The sequence below is a fragment of the Aeromicrobium sp. genome, assembly GCF_036676885.1.
Classification (GTDB): domain Bacteria; phylum Actinomycetota; class Actinomycetes; order Propionibacteriales; family Nocardioidaceae; genus Aeromicrobium.
The window spans coordinates 1-14,907 of the sequence record NZ_JAKFCB010000293.1; the positions used below are offsets into that span (position 1 = coordinate 1).

13 protein-coding genes and 1 tRNA gene are annotated in these 14,907 nt (G+C 69.5%); 2 read left to right on the forward strand and 12 right to left on the reverse strand.

The features are described 5' to 3' along the window. From eno to V6M46_RS13260, 11 genes are all read right to left on the reverse strand, one after another. Positions 1 to 1,130, reverse strand: a 1,130-nt coding sequence (gene eno, locus V6M46_RS13210) for a phosphopyruvate hydratase (RefSeq protein ID WP_332665873.1), incomplete at its 3' end; no start/stop codon positions are given. Positions 1,131 to 1,307: 177 nt separating this feature from the next. Then, positions 1,308 to 2,168: a MazG family protein gene (locus V6M46_RS13215; protein ID WP_332665875.1), complete on the reverse strand. Its 861-nt coding sequence runs from the start codon at positions 2,166 to 2,168 to the stop codon at positions 1,308 to 1,310. Next, positions 2,168 to 2,812 carry a hypothetical protein gene (locus V6M46_RS13220; RefSeq protein ID WP_332665877.1) on the reverse strand — a complete coding sequence of 215 codons (645 nt, stop codon included), beginning with the start codon at positions 2,810 to 2,812 and terminating at the stop codon, positions 2,168 to 2,170. Before V6M46_RS13220 ends, V6M46_RS13215 begins: the two co-directional genes overlap by 1 nt. Positions 2,813 to 2,853: 41 nt before the next feature. Further along, positions 2,854 to 6,372 (reverse strand): transcription-repair coupling factor, encoded by a 3,519-nt coding sequence (gene mfd / locus V6M46_RS13225; RefSeq protein WP_332665880.1) that lies wholly within the window; start codon positions 6,370 to 6,372, stop codon positions 2,854 to 2,856. A 2-nt stretch (positions 6,373 to 6,374) separates the two neighbouring features. Then, a complete protein-coding gene (pth, locus tag V6M46_RS13230; RefSeq protein ID WP_332665883.1) occupies positions 6,375 to 6,941 on the reverse strand; it encodes an aminoacyl-tRNA hydrolase in 567 nt (188 codons plus the stop codon). Continuing rightward, the gene (locus V6M46_RS13235) at positions 6,938 to 7,615 is read right to left on the reverse strand and encodes a 50S ribosomal protein L25/general stress protein Ctc (RefSeq protein WP_332665885.1); all 678 of its coding nucleotides are present in this window, start codon (positions 7,613 to 7,615) and stop codon (positions 6,938 to 6,940) included. The genes pth and V6M46_RS13235 overlap by 4 nt, the downstream gene beginning before the upstream one ends. Before the next feature lie 185 nt (positions 7,616 to 7,800). Beyond that, positions 7,801 to 8,778 carry a ribose-phosphate diphosphokinase gene (locus V6M46_RS13240; RefSeq protein WP_332665888.1) on the reverse strand — a complete coding sequence of 326 codons (978 nt, stop codon included), beginning with the start codon at positions 8,776 to 8,778 and terminating at the stop codon, positions 7,801 to 7,803. Then, complete coding sequence (gene glmU / locus V6M46_RS13245) at positions 8,771 to 10,234, reverse strand: bifunctional UDP-N-acetylglucosamine diphosphorylase/glucosamine-1-phosphate N-acetyltransferase GlmU (RefSeq protein WP_332665891.1); 1,464 nt, start codon at positions 10,232 to 10,234, stop codon at positions 8,771 to 8,773. The genes V6M46_RS13240 and glmU overlap by 8 nt, the downstream gene beginning before the upstream one ends. Before the next feature lie 35 nt (positions 10,235 to 10,269). Further along, positions 10,270 to 10,351 (reverse strand) — tRNA-Gln (locus tag V6M46_RS13250). Between the two features lie 51 nt (positions 10,352 to 10,402). Further along, the gene (locus V6M46_RS13255) at positions 10,403 to 11,173 is read right to left on the reverse strand and encodes a methyltransferase domain-containing protein (RefSeq protein ID WP_332665894.1); all 771 of its coding nucleotides are present in this window, start codon (positions 11,171 to 11,173) and stop codon (positions 10,403 to 10,405) included. 47 nt (positions 11,174 to 11,220) lie between these two features. Further along, positions 11,221 to 12,561 carry an amidase family protein gene (locus V6M46_RS13260; RefSeq protein ID WP_332665897.1) on the reverse strand — a complete coding sequence of 447 codons (1,341 nt, stop codon included), beginning with the start codon at positions 12,559 to 12,561 and terminating at the stop codon, positions 11,221 to 11,223. Between the two features lie 64 nt (positions 12,562 to 12,625). Between V6M46_RS13260 and V6M46_RS13265 the strand changes: the two genes are divergently transcribed. Beyond that, positions 12,626 to 13,114, forward strand: a complete 489-nt coding sequence (locus V6M46_RS13265) for a MarR family winged helix-turn-helix transcriptional regulator (protein ID WP_332665899.1) — start codon at positions 12,626 to 12,628, stop codon at positions 13,112 to 13,114. A 7-nt stretch (positions 13,115 to 13,121) separates the two neighbouring features. Here the strand turns inward: V6M46_RS13265 and V6M46_RS13270 are convergent, their stop codons facing one another. After that, positions 13,122 to 13,385, reverse strand: a complete 264-nt coding sequence (locus V6M46_RS13270; RefSeq protein ID WP_332665902.1) for a DUF4242 domain-containing protein — start codon at positions 13,383 to 13,385, stop codon at positions 13,122 to 13,124. 148 nt (positions 13,386 to 13,533) lie between these two features. On the opposite strand from V6M46_RS13270, the gene V6M46_RS13275 reads away from it, so the two are divergent. Further along, positions 13,534 to 14,907 (forward strand): ABC-F family ATP-binding cassette domain-containing protein (locus V6M46_RS13275; RefSeq protein ID WP_332665905.1); only part of this gene is annotated, 1,374 nt, incomplete at its 3' end.

The following is a 14,907-nucleotide window of genomic DNA, read 5'->3' on the forward strand; positions in this document are numbered from 1 at the left end:
ACCGCGAGGTCGGCGATCGTGGTGTCCTCGGTCTCGCCCGAGCGGTGGCTCATCATGCAGGCGAAGCCGTGACGGTGCGCGAGATCGACCGAGTCGAGCGTCTCGGTGAGCGAGCCGATCTGGTTGACCTTGACCAGGAGCGCGTTGGCGGCGCCCTCGGAGATGCCGCGGGTCAGCCGCTCGACGTTCGTCACGAACAGGTCGTCGCCGACGATCTGGACGTCGTCGCCCAGGTTGTCGGTCAGCGTGGTCCAGCCGGCCCAGTCGTCCTCGTCGAGGGGGTCCTCGATCGAGACGATCGGGAACGCCGCGACGAGCTCGGCGTAGTAGGCCGACATCTCCTCGGCGGTCTTCTGCTGGCCCTCGAACGCGTACGTGCCGTCGGAGAAGAACTCCGAGGCGGCGACGTCGAGCGCGAACGCGATGTCGGTGCCGACCTTGAGGCCGGCGCCCTCGACGGCGGTCGAGATGAGCTCGAGCGCGGCGCGGTTGGAGTCGAGGTTGGGCGCGAAGCCGCCCTCGTCGCCCAGACCCGTCGACAGTCCCTGCTTGTTGAGGACCGACTTGAGCGAGTGGTAGACCTCGGCGCCCATGCGCAGGGCCTCGGAGAACGTCGGCGCACCGATCGGCGCGATCATGAACTCCTGGACGTCGACGTTGCTGTCGGCGTGCGAGCCACCGTTGAGGATGTTGAGCATCGGGACCGGCAGCACGTGGGCGTTGGGCCCGCCGACGTAGCGGAACAGCGGCAGGCGGGCGGAGTCCGCGGCGGCCTTGGCTGCGGCGAGCGAGACGCCGAGGATCGCGTTTGCGCCGAGCTTGGCCTTGTTGTCGGTGCCGTCCAGGTCGATCATCGCCTGGTCGAGTGCGCGCTGGTCGTCGGCGTCGAAGCCGACGAGAGCGGGGCCGATCTTGTCGTTGACGCCCGCGACGGCGTTGAGCACGCCCTTGCCGACGTAGCGGTCACCTCCGTCGCGCAGCTCGACGGCCTCGAACGCGCCCGTGGAGGCACCGGAGGGCACCGCTGCGCGGCCGATCGTGCCGTCGTCGAGAGCGACCTCGACCTCGACGGTCGGGTTGCCCCGTGAATCCAGAATTTCCCGTGCTCCGACGGCGTCGATGCGTGCCAAGACTGCTCCTCGTTAGCGGTTGAACGTGCGGCTACAAGCCTAGTCCTGCCGGCCCGAGGTCCCGCACCGCCTCGCCAGCGTGGGACGGGAGCGGCTCGCCCCATGCCGGAGCGGTGAGTTGGCGTCCACTCGGCAGGTGATCTTGGACGCCAAGTCACCGCCCACACGAATCGGCGGCTAACCCAGCAGGCGTACGGCCTGGCGCAGCACGGCTTCGGCGTTCTGGCCCTGCGCGCGGGCCTCCGCCACGAGGGCGAGCAGGCGGGCGCCGAGGTCGTCGCCGGTGACGTCGACGTCGCCGAGGCGGCTGAGGACCTTGTCGGCGTACGCCAGCGCCGGCAGCGTCGCCGGGATGCCCTCGAGCACGGAGGCGCGCTGCTTCTCGGTGGCCTTGAGGCGCTGCCAGTTGGCGTCGACCTCGTCGGCGCTCGAGACCGTGGCGTCGCCGAAGACATGGGGGTTGCGGTAGACCAGCTTCTCGGCGATCCCGGCGGCAACGTCGTCGATGTCCCAGCCCTCACCCTCGGCGGCGATGCGCGCGTGGAAGACGATCTGCATCAGCAGGTCGCCGAGCTCCTCGCGCAGGTGGTCGCTGTCGCCGCTGTCGAGCGCCTCGAGCGTCTCGTGCGCCTCCTCCAGCAGGTAGTGGGCGAGCGTCTCGTGCGACTGCTGAGCCGTCCAGGGGCACTCCCGGCGCAGGCGATCCATGACCTCGACGACGTCGAGCAGGGCCGAGCCGGGCAGGTCGTACGAGCCGAAGACGACCTCGATGCCGGACGCCTCTCCCCCACCGGCCATCAGGTCGTCAGCCATCGAACGGGCCCACGCGGTGTCACCCGTGGGGGCGATCCACACGGCGTCCGGTGCGTACGAGGGGCGCTCCGCCGTGATCTCGACGGGCACGCCGGACGACACGATCGCGCGCACGTGCGGGTCGTCGACGGATGCGCGTACGACCGACGCGTCCCGCAGCGCGTCCCACGCCGCCAGGGTCAGGATCCCGGGCGCGACGCGGGGGCTCAGGACGATGATGCGCATCAGGTGCAGCGTTGCGTTGCTGGCAGGTTCTTGTCTTCCTCGCCGAGGTCTGTCGGTGCCACGGAGAGCGATCCGGTGCTGGCGATCGGCTCGGCGGTCGAGTTGCTGAGGCCGAACCGCGGCGCGAACTCGACACCGTTGGCCTTGAACGCCTTGGTGATCTCCGCCTCGCCGACCGCGCCGATCTGCGCCTCGTTCTCCGGCGTGGGCTTCTGGCCGGTGCGCTTCTCGCCGAGATTCAGGGTGATGGCGGAAAGCTCCCGGCTCTGCTCGATCAGCTTGTGGAGCTCGTCGAGGTCCTTCTCCTTCGGGAACGCCTCGGCGACCTGGTCCTCCTCCGTGGCGCTCAGCTCATAGTCGCCGGGCTGCGGCGTGATCCCCTCCTCCTCGGCGATCTTGCGGGCCACGATCAAGGACACGAGCATCGTCAGGGCCTGGCGCCGCATGTCGGCGTTGCTGGGCGGCGTTGCGCCCTGTGCGCTCGGCAGGGTCAGCGTGCAATAGGCCTCCGCCGCCTTGTCGAGCGACTTCATCGAGATCGTCTGGTTGTCGACCACCGCCGCGGCACCCGGATGGGTGTTGCCGCAGGCCGCCAGCGTCAGGCCGGCAACGACGAGGACAGCGGCGCGCACACGTGTCAGCATGATCACACGTTATCCGACCCTCCCCGCGCGATCTGTGACGGTCAGCCGACAGGCGCAGGTGCGGGAACCAGCGTGTCGATCACGGTGCGGGTCCACTCGAGCAGCTCGCGGCCCACGAGGGGCTTGCCACCGACCGGCGCGGACTTGGGCCGCGGCACCAGAGCCACCTCGGCGGCGACCTTGTAGGTGCTGCGGGGATAGATCCGCTGCAGGCGCAGCTGTGCCGAGTCGGGCAGCTTGAGCGGCGCGAAGCGTACGTTCGGCCCGGCGGCGGTGACCTCGGTGAGTCCGGCCTCGCGGACGCGTACGCGCAGCCGCGCGACGTCGAGCAGCACCTCGACGGCCTCGGGCGGCTCGCCGTACCGGTCGACGAGCTCGGCGCGCAGGTCGTCGATGTCCGCGAGCTGGCGTACGTCGGCCAGTCGCTTGTACATCTCGAGCCGCAGCCGCTCGCTCTGGACGTACTCGTGCGGCAGGTGCGCCTCGATCGGCAGCTCGATCTTGACCTCGCGCTCGGGCTCGGCGTCGCCGCGGAACTCCGCGACCGCCTCGCCGACCAGGCGGACGTAGAGGTCGAAGCCGACATCGGCGATGTGGCCGGACTGCTCGCCGCCGAGCAGGTTGCCGGCGCCGCGGATCTCGAGGTCCTTCATCGCCACGGCCATGCCGCCGCCGAGCTCGGAGTGCTGCGCGATCGTGGCGAGCCGGTCGTGCGCCGTCTCGGTGAGCGGCTTCTCGGGCGGGTAGAGGAAGTAGGCGTATGCCCGCTCGCGCGAACGGCCGACGCGGCCGCGCAGCTGGTGCAGCTGCGACAGGCCGAGGGTGTCGGAGCGCTCGATGATCATGGTGTTGGCGTTGGACACGTCCAGGCCGGACTCGACGATCGTGGTGCAGACCAGGACGTCGTAGCGCTTCTCCCAGAAGTCGACCATGACCTCCTCGAGCTGGTGCTCGCCCATCTGGCCGTGCGCCGCGGCGACGCGCGCCTCCGGCACGAGCTCCTTGATCCTGGCGACGGCCTTGTCGATGCTCTGCACGCGGTTGTGGATGTAGAACACCTGGCCCTCGCGGAGCAGCTCACGACGGATCGCCGCGATGACCTGCCGGTCCTCGTACGGTCCGACGAACGACAGCACGGGGTGGCGCTCCTCGGGCGGCGTCGCGATCGTCGACATCTCCCGGATGCCGGTGATGGCCATCTCGAGCGTGCGCGGGATCGGAGTCGCGGACATCGACAGCACGTCGACGGCGGCGCGCAGCATCTTGAGCGCCTCCTTGTGCTCGACACCGAAGCGCTGCTCCTCGTCGACGATCACGAGCCCGAGGTCCTTGATACGTACGCCGGGCTGCAGCAGGCGGTGGGTGCCGATGACCAGGTCGATCGTGCCGTCCGCGAGGCCGGCGAGGGTCTCCTTGGACTCCTTGTCGGTCTGGAACCGCGACAACGGGCGGATCTTGACCGGGAACTGGCCGAACCGCTCGGCGAACGTCGCATAGTGCTGCTGCACCAGCAGCGTCGTCGGGACGAGCAGGATGACCTGCTTGCCGTCCTGGATCGCCTTGAACGCCGCGCGTACGGCGATCTCGGTCTTGCCGTAGCCGACGTCACCGCAGACCAGCCGGTCCATCGGCACGGTGCGCTCCATGTCGCGCTTGACCTCGTCGATCGTCACCATCTGGTCGGGTGTCTCGACGAACGCGAACGCGTCCTCGAGCTCGGCCTGCCACGGCGAGTCCGGCCCGAACGCATGACCCTTGGTCGCCTGGCGCGCCGCGTAGAGCTTGATCAGCTCGCCGGCGATCTGGCGTACGGCCTTGCGGGCCTTGTTCTTGCGGGTCGTCCAGTCCGATCCGCCGAGCCGGTCGAGCGACGGCGACTCACCGCCCACGTAGCGGCTGATCTGGTCGAGCTGGTCCATCGGCACGAACAGCCGGTCGGCGGGCTGCCCGCGCTTGGACGGGGCGTACTCGATGACGAGGTACTCGCGCGCCGCGCCCTGCACGACCCGCTGCATCAGCTCGACGTAGCGGCCGACGCCGTGCTGCTCGTGCACGACGAAGTCGCCGGTCTTGAGCTCGAGCGGGTCGACCTCCTTGCGCCGGCGGGCGGGCATCTTGCGGTCACTGCGGTCAGCTGCGCGCTGGCCGACCAGGTCGTCGTACGTCAGCACGGCGAGGCCGAGCGGCGGCGAGACGAAACCGTGGTCCAGGTCCGCACAGCTCACCTGCACGACACCCGGTGTCGGCGCCGTCACCTCGTCATCGAGGGCCGCGGCGACGTCGTTCTCGGCGAGCCACTCGCTGGTGCGCTGCGCCTGGCCGTGGCCGGGCGCGACGAACACGACGCGCATGCCGGCCGCAACCCACTTCTTGATGTCCTCGAGTGCGGCCGTGGTGTCGCCGCGATAGGCAGCGGCGGCCTCCATGTCGACCGCGCGAGTCTGGTCGTCCGTGTCCAGGCCGAACGGCGACACCGTGAACCAGGTGTGGCCGAGGCCCAGGCTCGCCAGGCGTACGTCCTCGAGCGTGTGGAACGCGGCCGAGCCGAGGTCGATCGGCGCCTCGGCACCGGTCGCTGCGGCGGCCCACGACGCCTGCAGGAACTCCTCGCTCGTCGCCACCAGATCCGCGGCACGTGCCCGTATGCGCTCGGGATCGCACAGCACGATCGCCGAACGCTCGGGCAACAGGTCGACGAAGAGCTCCATGTCGTCCACGAGCACCGGCGTCAGCGACTCCATGCCCTCGACGGCGTGGCCCTCGGCGATCTTCGTGAAGATCTCCGCCAGCGACGGGTGCGCGACGGCCAGCTCGGCGGCGCGCGCCTTGACCTGATCGTCGAGCAGCAGCTCGCGGCACGGCGGCGCCCAGACGTGCGTGACCTCTTCGAGCGTGCGCTGGTCGGCCACCGCGAACCGGCGGATCTCGTCGACCTCGTCGCCCCAGAACTCGATGCGGAGTGGGTGCTCCTCGGTCGGCGGGAACACGTCGATGATGCCGCCGCGCACGGCGAACTCGCCGCGACGCTCGACCAGGTCGACGCGGGAGTATGCCGCGCCCGCCAGCTGCCGGACGACCTCGTCGAGGGCGATCTCGTCACCCTTGTGCAGCTCGACCGGGGTGAGGTCGGCGAGCCCCTTGACCTGCGGCTGGAGCAACGAACGTACCGGCGCGACCACGACGCGGAGCGGCCCGGTCGAGGTGTCCTCGTCGTTGTCGGCGGTCGGGTGCACCAGCCGGCGCAGGACGGCGAGGCGCCGGCCGACGGTGTCGGAGCGCGGCGAGAGGCGTTCGTGCGGGAGCGTCTCCCACGCGGGGAAGTACGCGACGGCGTCCGGGCCGAGCAGCTCGCCGAGCTGGGCGACGAGATCCTCGCCCTCACGGGCCGTGGCGGTGACCGCGAGCACGGTCGACTGCTGTGCCAGGGCATGCGTGAGGAACGGCCGCAACGGCTCGGGCGCCTGGACGTTGAGCGTGCTGAGGCCGTCCGATCGATCCTGGAGCGCCTGCTGGATCGTGGGCTCGGCGGCGACGAGGGTCGCGAGTCTGGTGAGTGTCATCTCTACCGGTTGAACGCGCTCTGCGTGGCTTCTAGTCCCTGCATCAGCAGGCTCTCGACCGCGTCGGCGGCCTCCTCGACGTATGTCGGCAGGTCCTTGCGCTCCGCTGCGCTGTAAGGCTTGAGCACGAAGTCGTGGACGTTCTGCTGGCCGGGCGGACGACCGATGCCGACACGCACGCGATAGAAGTCGCCGGTGCCGAGGGACTGACGGATCGACTTGAGGCCGTTGTGGCCGTTGTCGCCGCCGCCGAGCTTGATCCGCAGCATGCCGTAGTCGATGTCGAGCTCGTCATGGATCACGACAAGGTGGTCGGGCTCGACGTCGTAGAACTTCGTGAGCGTCGACACCGGGCCGCCGCTCTCGTTCATGTACGACCGACAGCGCCCCAGGACGGCGCGTTCACCGGCCAGCCGCCCTTCGATGACATCGGCGCGGCCGGACTTGTGCTTCTTCCACGATCCACCCGTACGGGCGGCGAGCACATCGGCCACGAGGTAGCCGACGTTGTGACGGGTGCTGGCGTACGTCGGGCCCGGATTGCCGAGCCCGACGACCAACCAGGTCACTCGGACTCGGAGCTCTCCGCAGCCTCGCCCTCGGCCGATGCCTCGGCAGCGGCTTCGGCCTCTTCGGCGTCGCTCGCCTCGTGCTCGATGCCGGCCTCGGCCTCAGCCTCGGCGAGCTCGGCCTCGAGCTGAGCCTCGGTGGGTGCCGCGGTGACGTTGACGATGAGGAGCTCGGGATCGACGTGGAGCGCCGAACCGCGGGGCAGCACGAGGTCGCTGGCGTGGATCTGCGCGCCGGCGTCGAGGCCCTCGACCGAGACCTCGAAGGACTCGGGGATGTGGGTCGCCTCGGCCTCGACGGAGACCGACGCGTTCTCGAGGATGACGAGGTTGCCGCTGATGGCGTCGCCGACGACGTTGATGCGGACGTCGACCGTGACCTTCTCGCCCTTGCGGACGATCAGGAGGTCAGCGTGCTCGATGAAGCCCTTGAGCGGGTCGCGCTGGACCTGCTTGGGGATCGCCAGGTGCTGCTCGTCGCCGAGGTCGATCGTCAGCAGCGCGTTGGAGTTCTTGAGCGCCAGCATGAGCTGGTGACCCGGCAGCGTGACGTGCACGGGGTCGGAGCCGTGTCCGTAGAGGACGGCAGGCACGTTGTCGGCGCGACGGATGCGGCGGGCGGCGCCCTTGCCGAACTCGGTGCGCGCCTCGGCGGCGATCTTGATCTCAGCCATGGGGAAATGTCTCCTGAAGAGTGTTGCGTGAAAGTCGGCTGTCACCAGGCGCTCGACACAGCACTCCGCGGAGCGCCCTGTCGATCACGGCCCTGAAGGACCCTCGCCGAGGCAACCTGACGATCTTATCGCAAGGAAACCCATGCACGAAAACGCGCACCGTTCGCCAGCGAGCGCCCTCAGCCTCAGGACTTGAACAGCGAGGTGACCGAGCCTTCTTCGAAGACGGCGGCGGTGGCCTGGGCCAGCAGCGGAGCGATCGAGAGCACCGTGAGCTTGTCGAAACGCTGGTCCTCGGCGATCGGCAGCGTGTTGGTCACGATGACCTCGCACGCCGTCGAGTTCTTGAGCCGGTCGACGGCCGGTCCGGAGAACACCGCGTGGGTCGCGACGATCACGACGTCCTCAGCACCGTCCTCCATGAGCGCCTCGGCGGCCTGGACGATCGTGCCGCCGGTGTCGATGAGGTCGTCGACCAGGATGCAGGTGCGGCCCTCGACGTCACCGACGACCCGGTTGGCCTTGGACTCGTTGGGCTTGCGGGGGTCGCGGGTCTTGTGGATGAACGCCAGCGGGGCACCGCCCAGCGCATTGGCCCATGACTCGGCGACCTTGATGCGGCCGGCGTCGGGCGACACGACGGAGAGTGGCTTCTTGCCGTACCTCTTCTTGACGTGGCGCGTGAGGATCGGCATCGCGAGCAGGTGGTCGACCGGCCCGTCGAAGAAGCCCTGGATCTGCGCCGTGTGGAGGTCGACCGTCATGAGCCGGTCGGCACCGGCGGCGAGGAACAGGTCGGCCATGAGGCGCGCCGAGATGGGCTCGCGGCCGAGGTGCTTCTTGTCCTGGCGGGCGTAGCCGTAGAACGGGAGGATCACCGTGATCCGCTTGGCCGAGGCACGCTTGAGCGCGTCGATCATGATGAGCTGCTCCATGATCGCGTCGTTGATCGGCGCCGCGTGGCTCTGGAGCACGAAGGCGTCGCAACCGCGCACGGACTCGTCGAAGCGTACGTAGATCTCGCCGTTGGCGAAGTCGTAGGCCGTCGTCGGCACGAGGTCGACCTCGAGGAGATCGGCCACCTCCTGCGCCAGCGTCGGGTGCGAGCGGCCGGAGAACAGCAGCATGTTCCGTGTCGGCGTGCGTTTGGACAGGCTACTCACCGGGGGTCTCCTCTGCCGCTGGATCCAGCGCCGCGCGTGCGGCGCGGGCGGATGCGGTGTCCGCACGTTTGTCGGCCACCCACCCCTCAATGTTCCTCTGTGGCCCTGCGCTGACGGCCAGCGCCCCCGGTGGTACGTCCTCACGGATCGTGGCACCGGCTCCCGTGAAGGCTCCGTCGCCGATCGTGACGGGCGCGACGAACGTGTTGTTGGAGCTCGTCTTGGCGTGCCGCCCGATCGTCGATCGGTGCTTGTTGACGCCGTCGTAGTTGGCGAAGATCGTGCCCGCGCCGATGTTGGCGCCCTCGCCGATGTCGGCATCGCCGACGTACGTCAGGTGCGGCACCTTGGCACCCTCGCCGATCGTGGAGTTCTTGACCTCGACGAACGTGCCGATCTTGCCGCGGGCGGCGAGCTCGGTGCCGGGACGCAGGTAGGCGAACGGGCCGACCGTGGCCTCCTCGCCGATCACGGCGTCGGAGCCGTGCGTACGGATGACGGTCGCGCCGGCGCCGATCTCCACGTTGCGCAGCGTCGTGTCGGGGCCGATCGTGGCCCCACCGGCCACGACGGTGGCGCCGAGGAGCTGCGTGCCGGGCAGGATCGTGACGTCGGGCTCGATCGTGACGGCCGAGTCGATCCACGTCGTCGCAGGATCGACGATCGTGACGCCCTCGGACATCCATTGCGACGTGATCCGACGGTTGAGCTCGGCACCGAGGCGGGCCAGCTGCGCGCGGTCGTTGACGCCTTCGGTCTGCCAGACGTCCTCGAGGATGTGCGCGCCGACCGGAAGGCCATCGGCGACGGCCTTGCCGACGATGTCGGTCAGGTAGAGCTCGCCCTGTGCGTTGTCGGTCTCGAGGCTGGCCACCGCCTCGGTGAGGAACGCGGCATCGACGACCAGGATGCCGCTGTTGATCTCGCGCACGGCGCGCTCGTCGTCGGAGGCGTCCTTGTGCTCGCGGATCGCGGTGACGGCGCCGTCGGGTCCGCGCAGGATACGGCCGTAGCCGGTGGGGTCGTCGACCTCCGCCGTCAGGATCGTGACGGTGTGGCCGGCGGCCCGGTGGTCGACGATCAGCTCGGCGAGCGTCTGCGCCGTCAGCAACGGCACGTCGGCGTACGTCACGATGACGGTGCCCTCGGGCGGGGCGTCGAGCGACTCGAGCGCGACGTGGACGGCGTGACCCGTGCCGTTCTGCTGCTCCTGCACGGCCTGGACGATCGCCGGGTCGTGCGCGGTGATGGCCTCGGAGACCTGCTCACGGTCGTGGCCCACGACGGCGACCGTCGTGTGCACGCCGGCGCCCGCGACCGCGACCAGCGCGTGCTCGAGCATGCTGCGGCCGGCGATCTCGTGCAGGACCTTGGCGCGCGAGGACTTCATCCGCGTGCCCGCCCCCGCCGCCAGCACGATGGCTGTGACCGCCTCTGAATGCGGGTTGGTGCTCACCAGACTCCTTCGTCGACGGACCAGCGGATCGTTGCTGGCTCCCCGGGTAGGAGTCGAACCTACGTCGCTTGTCCGCATTCAAAGTGCGGCGGGCCCTGCCGGCAGACCAACCGGGGATCGTCCCGGGTGGAGCCGGGATCGTCAGCAGCACCCCTAAGGCTACCGGAGTCAGTCCTCCCGCCGGGCGACGGCAAACGTACGGCTGAACGGCAGGACCGTCCCCCACGGCTGGGCCGGATAGGCCTCGCGGAGTGCGGCTTTGTACGCACCGACGAACTCCTCACGCACCCCGTCGGGCAGCGCCTGGAGGATCGGGCGCGCGCCGGTGCCGGAGATCCAGTCGAACACCGGGTCATCTCCCTGGAGGACATGCAGGTACGTCGTCTCCCACGCGTCAACCGCCCAGCCGAGACCGGTGAACAGCTCGAGGTAGGTCTCCGGATGCGTTCCGCGGTCGTCGTGCAGTCCCGCGGTGTGCTCGCCGTACGGAGGCTGCGACGAGATCTCGTGCAACAGCCGGTGGCTCGGCGCGTCGTAGTTGCACGGCACCTGGAGCGCGAACGTGCCGCCGGGTGCGACGTGGGCGGCGAGGCGCCGGATCACCTCGAGCTGATCGGGCACCCACTGCAAGAGCGCGTTCGAGATGATCAGGTCGACCGGCTCGGACGCGGTCCAGGTCGTCACATCGGCGAGCTCGTACGTCACGCGGTCATCGGCACCGTCGCCGTTCGCCCGGTCGATCATGTCCGGCGAGGAGTCGACGCCGTGGATCGTCGCCTCGGGCCAGCGGCTTCTGAGCACCGCGGTGAGGTGGCCGGGCCCGCAGCCGAGATCGACGATCGTGGCCGGCTCGCCCTGCACCCTGGCGACCAGGTCGATGAACGGGCGGGAGCGGTCGTCGGCGAACTGCAGGTAGCGATTGGGGTCCCAGGTCGTCATGAGTCCGACCGTACGACTCAACTATCTTGATGTCAAGATACTTTACGTCAAGCGTTGCGCCGCTCGAGCTGGCCGGCCAGCGACATCAGCCGGGCATCGTCGCCGCGGCGGGCGATGAGCTGGACCGCCAGTGGCAGCCGGTCCTCCGTCACGCCTGCGGGCATCGAGACGGCCGGCAGCCCCGCGTGGTTCCACTGCGCGGTGTAGGGATAGACCGCGTTCATCGACAGCAGGGTCGAGAGCGCGCCCTTTCCGCGCCAGCGCTCGACCTCGATCGCCGGACCCGACATCACGGGCGTCAGCAGGACGTCCACTCCCAGGTCGTCGTGCACCGAGTCACCCCAAGCCCGGCCCTTGCGCTTGGCCCAGTCGACCGATCTCGCGCCGAACGGCCGGCCCAACCGGGCGATCCCCTTCGTACGCTTCTCGAGCCTGCTCGGGTCGTCCGCGCCGTCGGCGTCGTCGCGGATGCCGGCGAGGTAGCGCACCGTCAGCGCCTTGGCGTCGACCTTGTAGGGGATCTTGACCTCGGTGACCGTGTGGCCGGCGGCGCGAAACGTGTCCGCCGCCTGCTGGACCGCGGCCCGCACGCGCGGGTCGAGCGGGAGCGCCCTGGTCGCGGCGGAGGCACTGAACGACATACCGATCCGCAGGGGCGCGGGGTCGGTTGCGGCAGCAGGGACGAGCGGATCCGTGAACCTGCCGAACGTGTCGAGGAACAGGGCGCTGTCGGCGACTCTCGCGGCGAGGCAGCCCTGCGTCGACATCTCGTGCCACCCACCAGAGCTCGGCATCGTGCCCTGGGTCGGCTTGAACCCGACGAGGCCGCAGCAGGCCGCCGGGATGCGGATCGACCCGGCGCCGTCCGAGGCGGTGGCGATGCCGACCGCGCCGGCGGCGATCAGGGCGGCTGAACCACCGGACGAGCCTCCGGTGGTGTGCCCGAGGTTGTGCGGATTGCGGGTGATGCCGTGCGCGTCGGACTCCGTGAACCCGTGGATCGCGAGCTCCGGCAGCGCCGACTTGGCCACGATGACCATCCCGGCCGCGCGAATCGCGGCAACGAGATCGGCGTCCTGGCTCGCCGGGAGCAGCATCGCCCTGCTGCCCAGGCCGGTCACCTTGCCGCCGATGTCGAGATCGTCCTTGACCGCGATCGGGATGCCGAGCAGCGCCCCGCTCTCGCCTCCGGCACGGCGCCGGTCGGCCTCGTCGGCGGCCGCGAGCGCTTCGTCGGCGAACACGGCGACGGTCGCGTTGATCGCCGGGTTCTCCCGTTCGATCGCCTCGAGCGTCGCCTCGGTGAGCTGCCGGGAGGTGAGCGTGCCTGCGGCCAGCAGCTGGCCCTGTCGGGTCGGTCCGGCGGCGACGGCCTCGGCAGGAGTCATGCGGAGAGCGTAGTCAGGTTCAACAATCTCTACATCAAGAATCTTGACGAACTAGGATGGAGACGTGGAAGACGATGTCGATCGACTGATCGCGGCATGGCAGCGGGAGCGTCCCGACATGGACGTCTCCCCCATGCACGTGCTCAGCAGGGTCACGCGGCTGGCGCTCCACCTCGACCGGGCCCGCAGACAGGCATTCGCCGACCACGACCTCGAGCCGTCGGAGTTCGACGTGCTGTCGGCGCTGCGCCGTTCCGGCGAGCCCTACCAGCTCTCCCCCGGCCAGCTCGTGCACGAGACGCTCGTGACGAGCGGCACCATGACCAACCGCGTCGACCGCCTGGTGACCAAGGGCCTGGTCGAGCGGCTGCCGGATCCCGCCGACCGGCGCGGCGTGCAGGTCAGGCTCACCACCCCCGGCAAGAACGCGGTGGACGGCGCGCTCGACGCGCTGCTCCAGCACGAGCAGAAGCTCCTCGCCGACCTCTCGGCCGACGAAGCAACCGCGCTCGCTGGCGCCCTGCGTACGCTCTCGCTGCCGTTCGACCGCTGAGCGGCCGTCAGTGCTTGGGGATGACGCCTTCCTTGACCGGGATGAGCTGATCGGCAAGCAGCCCGTGCGCCTCGCGATGCACGCGCTCGGCGGCCTCGGCATTCGGCGCGTCGACCAGGCAGAACACCTTGCCCGAGTCCTCGTCGAACCAGTACTGCTTGTAGTCGACGCCGTACTGGTCCTGGATCTCGATGTCCTTGGCGTGTGCCCCGGCAACGGCCTCTGCCGTCAGTCCTTCGACCTTGTCGTGAATGTCCATGAAGAGTGCCATGAGATTCTCCTGTCGGTGATCGGCCCCTTCCATCGTGCGCCGCGGGATCGCCGATGGAAATGGCTCGGGAGAACCACTCGCCACGCGTACGCATCCCGCGGTTTCCGCCGTGGTCAAGGAGCTGCGCGCAGCCGCCTAGACTTCTTCGGTGGCACATCTCCTCGGCGTCGAGTCCATCGCGCTCGACTTCCCGACCAAGACCGTCTTCGACTCGGTGACCATCGGCATCGACGAGGGTGACCGGATCGGCATCGTCGGTCGCAACGGCGACGGCAAGTCGACGCTCCTGCGCATCCTCGCCGGCCTCATGCAACCCGACTCCGGCCGCGTGACGACCCGTGGCGGCGTGCACATCGGGATGCTCGACCAGACCGACACGCTCGACCAGACCCAGACCGTCGGCCACGCGATCGTCGGCGACAAGCCCGACTACGAGTGGGCCGGCGATGCGAAGATCCGCGACGTCATCGCGGGGCTCGTCTCCGACATCCCATGGGACGCCACGGTCGGCAACCTCAGCGGTGGGCAGCGGCGCCGGGTCGCCCTCGCGGCGCTGCTGGTCGGCGACGACGACGTGCTGTTCCTCGACGAGCCCACCAACCACCTCGACGTCGAGGGCATCACCTGGCTCGCCGGACACCTCAAGACACGGTGGTCGCCCAACGCCGGCGGGCTGCTCGTCGTGACGCACGACCGGTGGTTCCTCGACGAGGTCTGCAATGCGACCTGGGAGGTGCACGACGGCATCGTCGAGCCGTTCGAGGGCGGCTACGCGGCGTACATCCTGCAGCGGGTCGAGCGCGACCGGCATGCGTCGGCGACCGAGTCCAAGCGGCAGAACCTGATGCGCAAGGAGCTGGCCTGGCTGCGCCGCGGTGCCCCCGCGCGTACGTCGAAGCCGAAGTTCCGCATCGACGCCGCCAACGAGCTGATCGCCAACGAGCCGCCCCCGCGTGACCCCATCGTGCTCAAGCAGATGGCGACATCACGGCTCGGCAAGGATGTCGTCGACATCCTCGACGTCTCGGTGTCGTACGACCACGAGGTGCTCAAGCACATCGAGTGGCGCATCGGGCCCGGCGAGCGTACGGGCGTCCTCGGCGCGAACGGTGCCGGCAAGTCGACGCTGCTGGGGCTCGTGACCGGCGCCGTGCAGCCGACGTCGGGGCGGGTCAAGCGCGGCAAGACCGTCAAGGTCGTGACGCTGACGCAGGAGCTCGACGAGCTCAAGGACGTCGGCTCCGACCGGGTCAGCGACGTCGTCGGCCGGCAGCGCACGGCATACGTGTCAGGCGGCAAGGAGATGACGCCGAGCCAGCTGCTGGAGCGGCTCGGGTTCTCCAACGAGCAGATGGCGACGCCCGTGCGCGACCTGTCGGGCGGGCAGAAGCGGCGGCTCCAGCTGTTGCTGATCCTGCTCGACGAGCCCAACGTCCTGGTGCTCGACGAGCCGACCAACGACCTCGACACCGACATGCTGGCGGCGATGGAGGACCTGCTCGACTCGTGGCCCGGCACGCTG

What these genes read in the sequence shown, in the direction of transcription:
- V6M46_RS13215 (WP_332665875.1), bottom strand. Translation starts at nt 2,168, where the DNA reads ATGCGCATCATCGTCCTGAGCCCCCGCGTCGCGCCCGGGATCCTGACC.
- V6M46_RS13220 (WP_332665877.1), bottom strand. Translation starts at nt 2,812, where the DNA reads ATGCTGACACGTGTGCGCGCCGCTGTCCTCGTCGTTGCCGGCCTGACG.
- mfd (WP_332665880.1), bottom strand. Translation starts at nt 6,372, where the DNA reads ATGACACTCACCAGACTCGCGACCCTCGTCGCCGCCGAGCCCACGATC.
- V6M46_RS13235 (WP_332665885.1), bottom strand. Translation starts at nt 7,615, where the DNA reads ATGGCTGAGATCAAGATCGCCGCCGAGGCGCGCACCGAGTTCGGCAAG.
- V6M46_RS13255 (WP_332665894.1), bottom strand. Translation starts at nt 11,173, where the DNA reads ATGACGACCTGGGACCCCAATCGCTACCTGCAGTTCGCCGACGACCGC.
- V6M46_RS13260 (WP_332665897.1), bottom strand. Translation starts at nt 12,561, where the DNA reads ATGACTCCTGCCGAGGCCGTCGCCGCCGGACCGACCCGACAGGGCCAG.
- V6M46_RS13270 (WP_332665902.1), bottom strand. Translation starts at nt 13,385, where the DNA reads ATGGCACTCTTCATGGACATTCACGACAAGGTCGAAGGACTGACGGCA.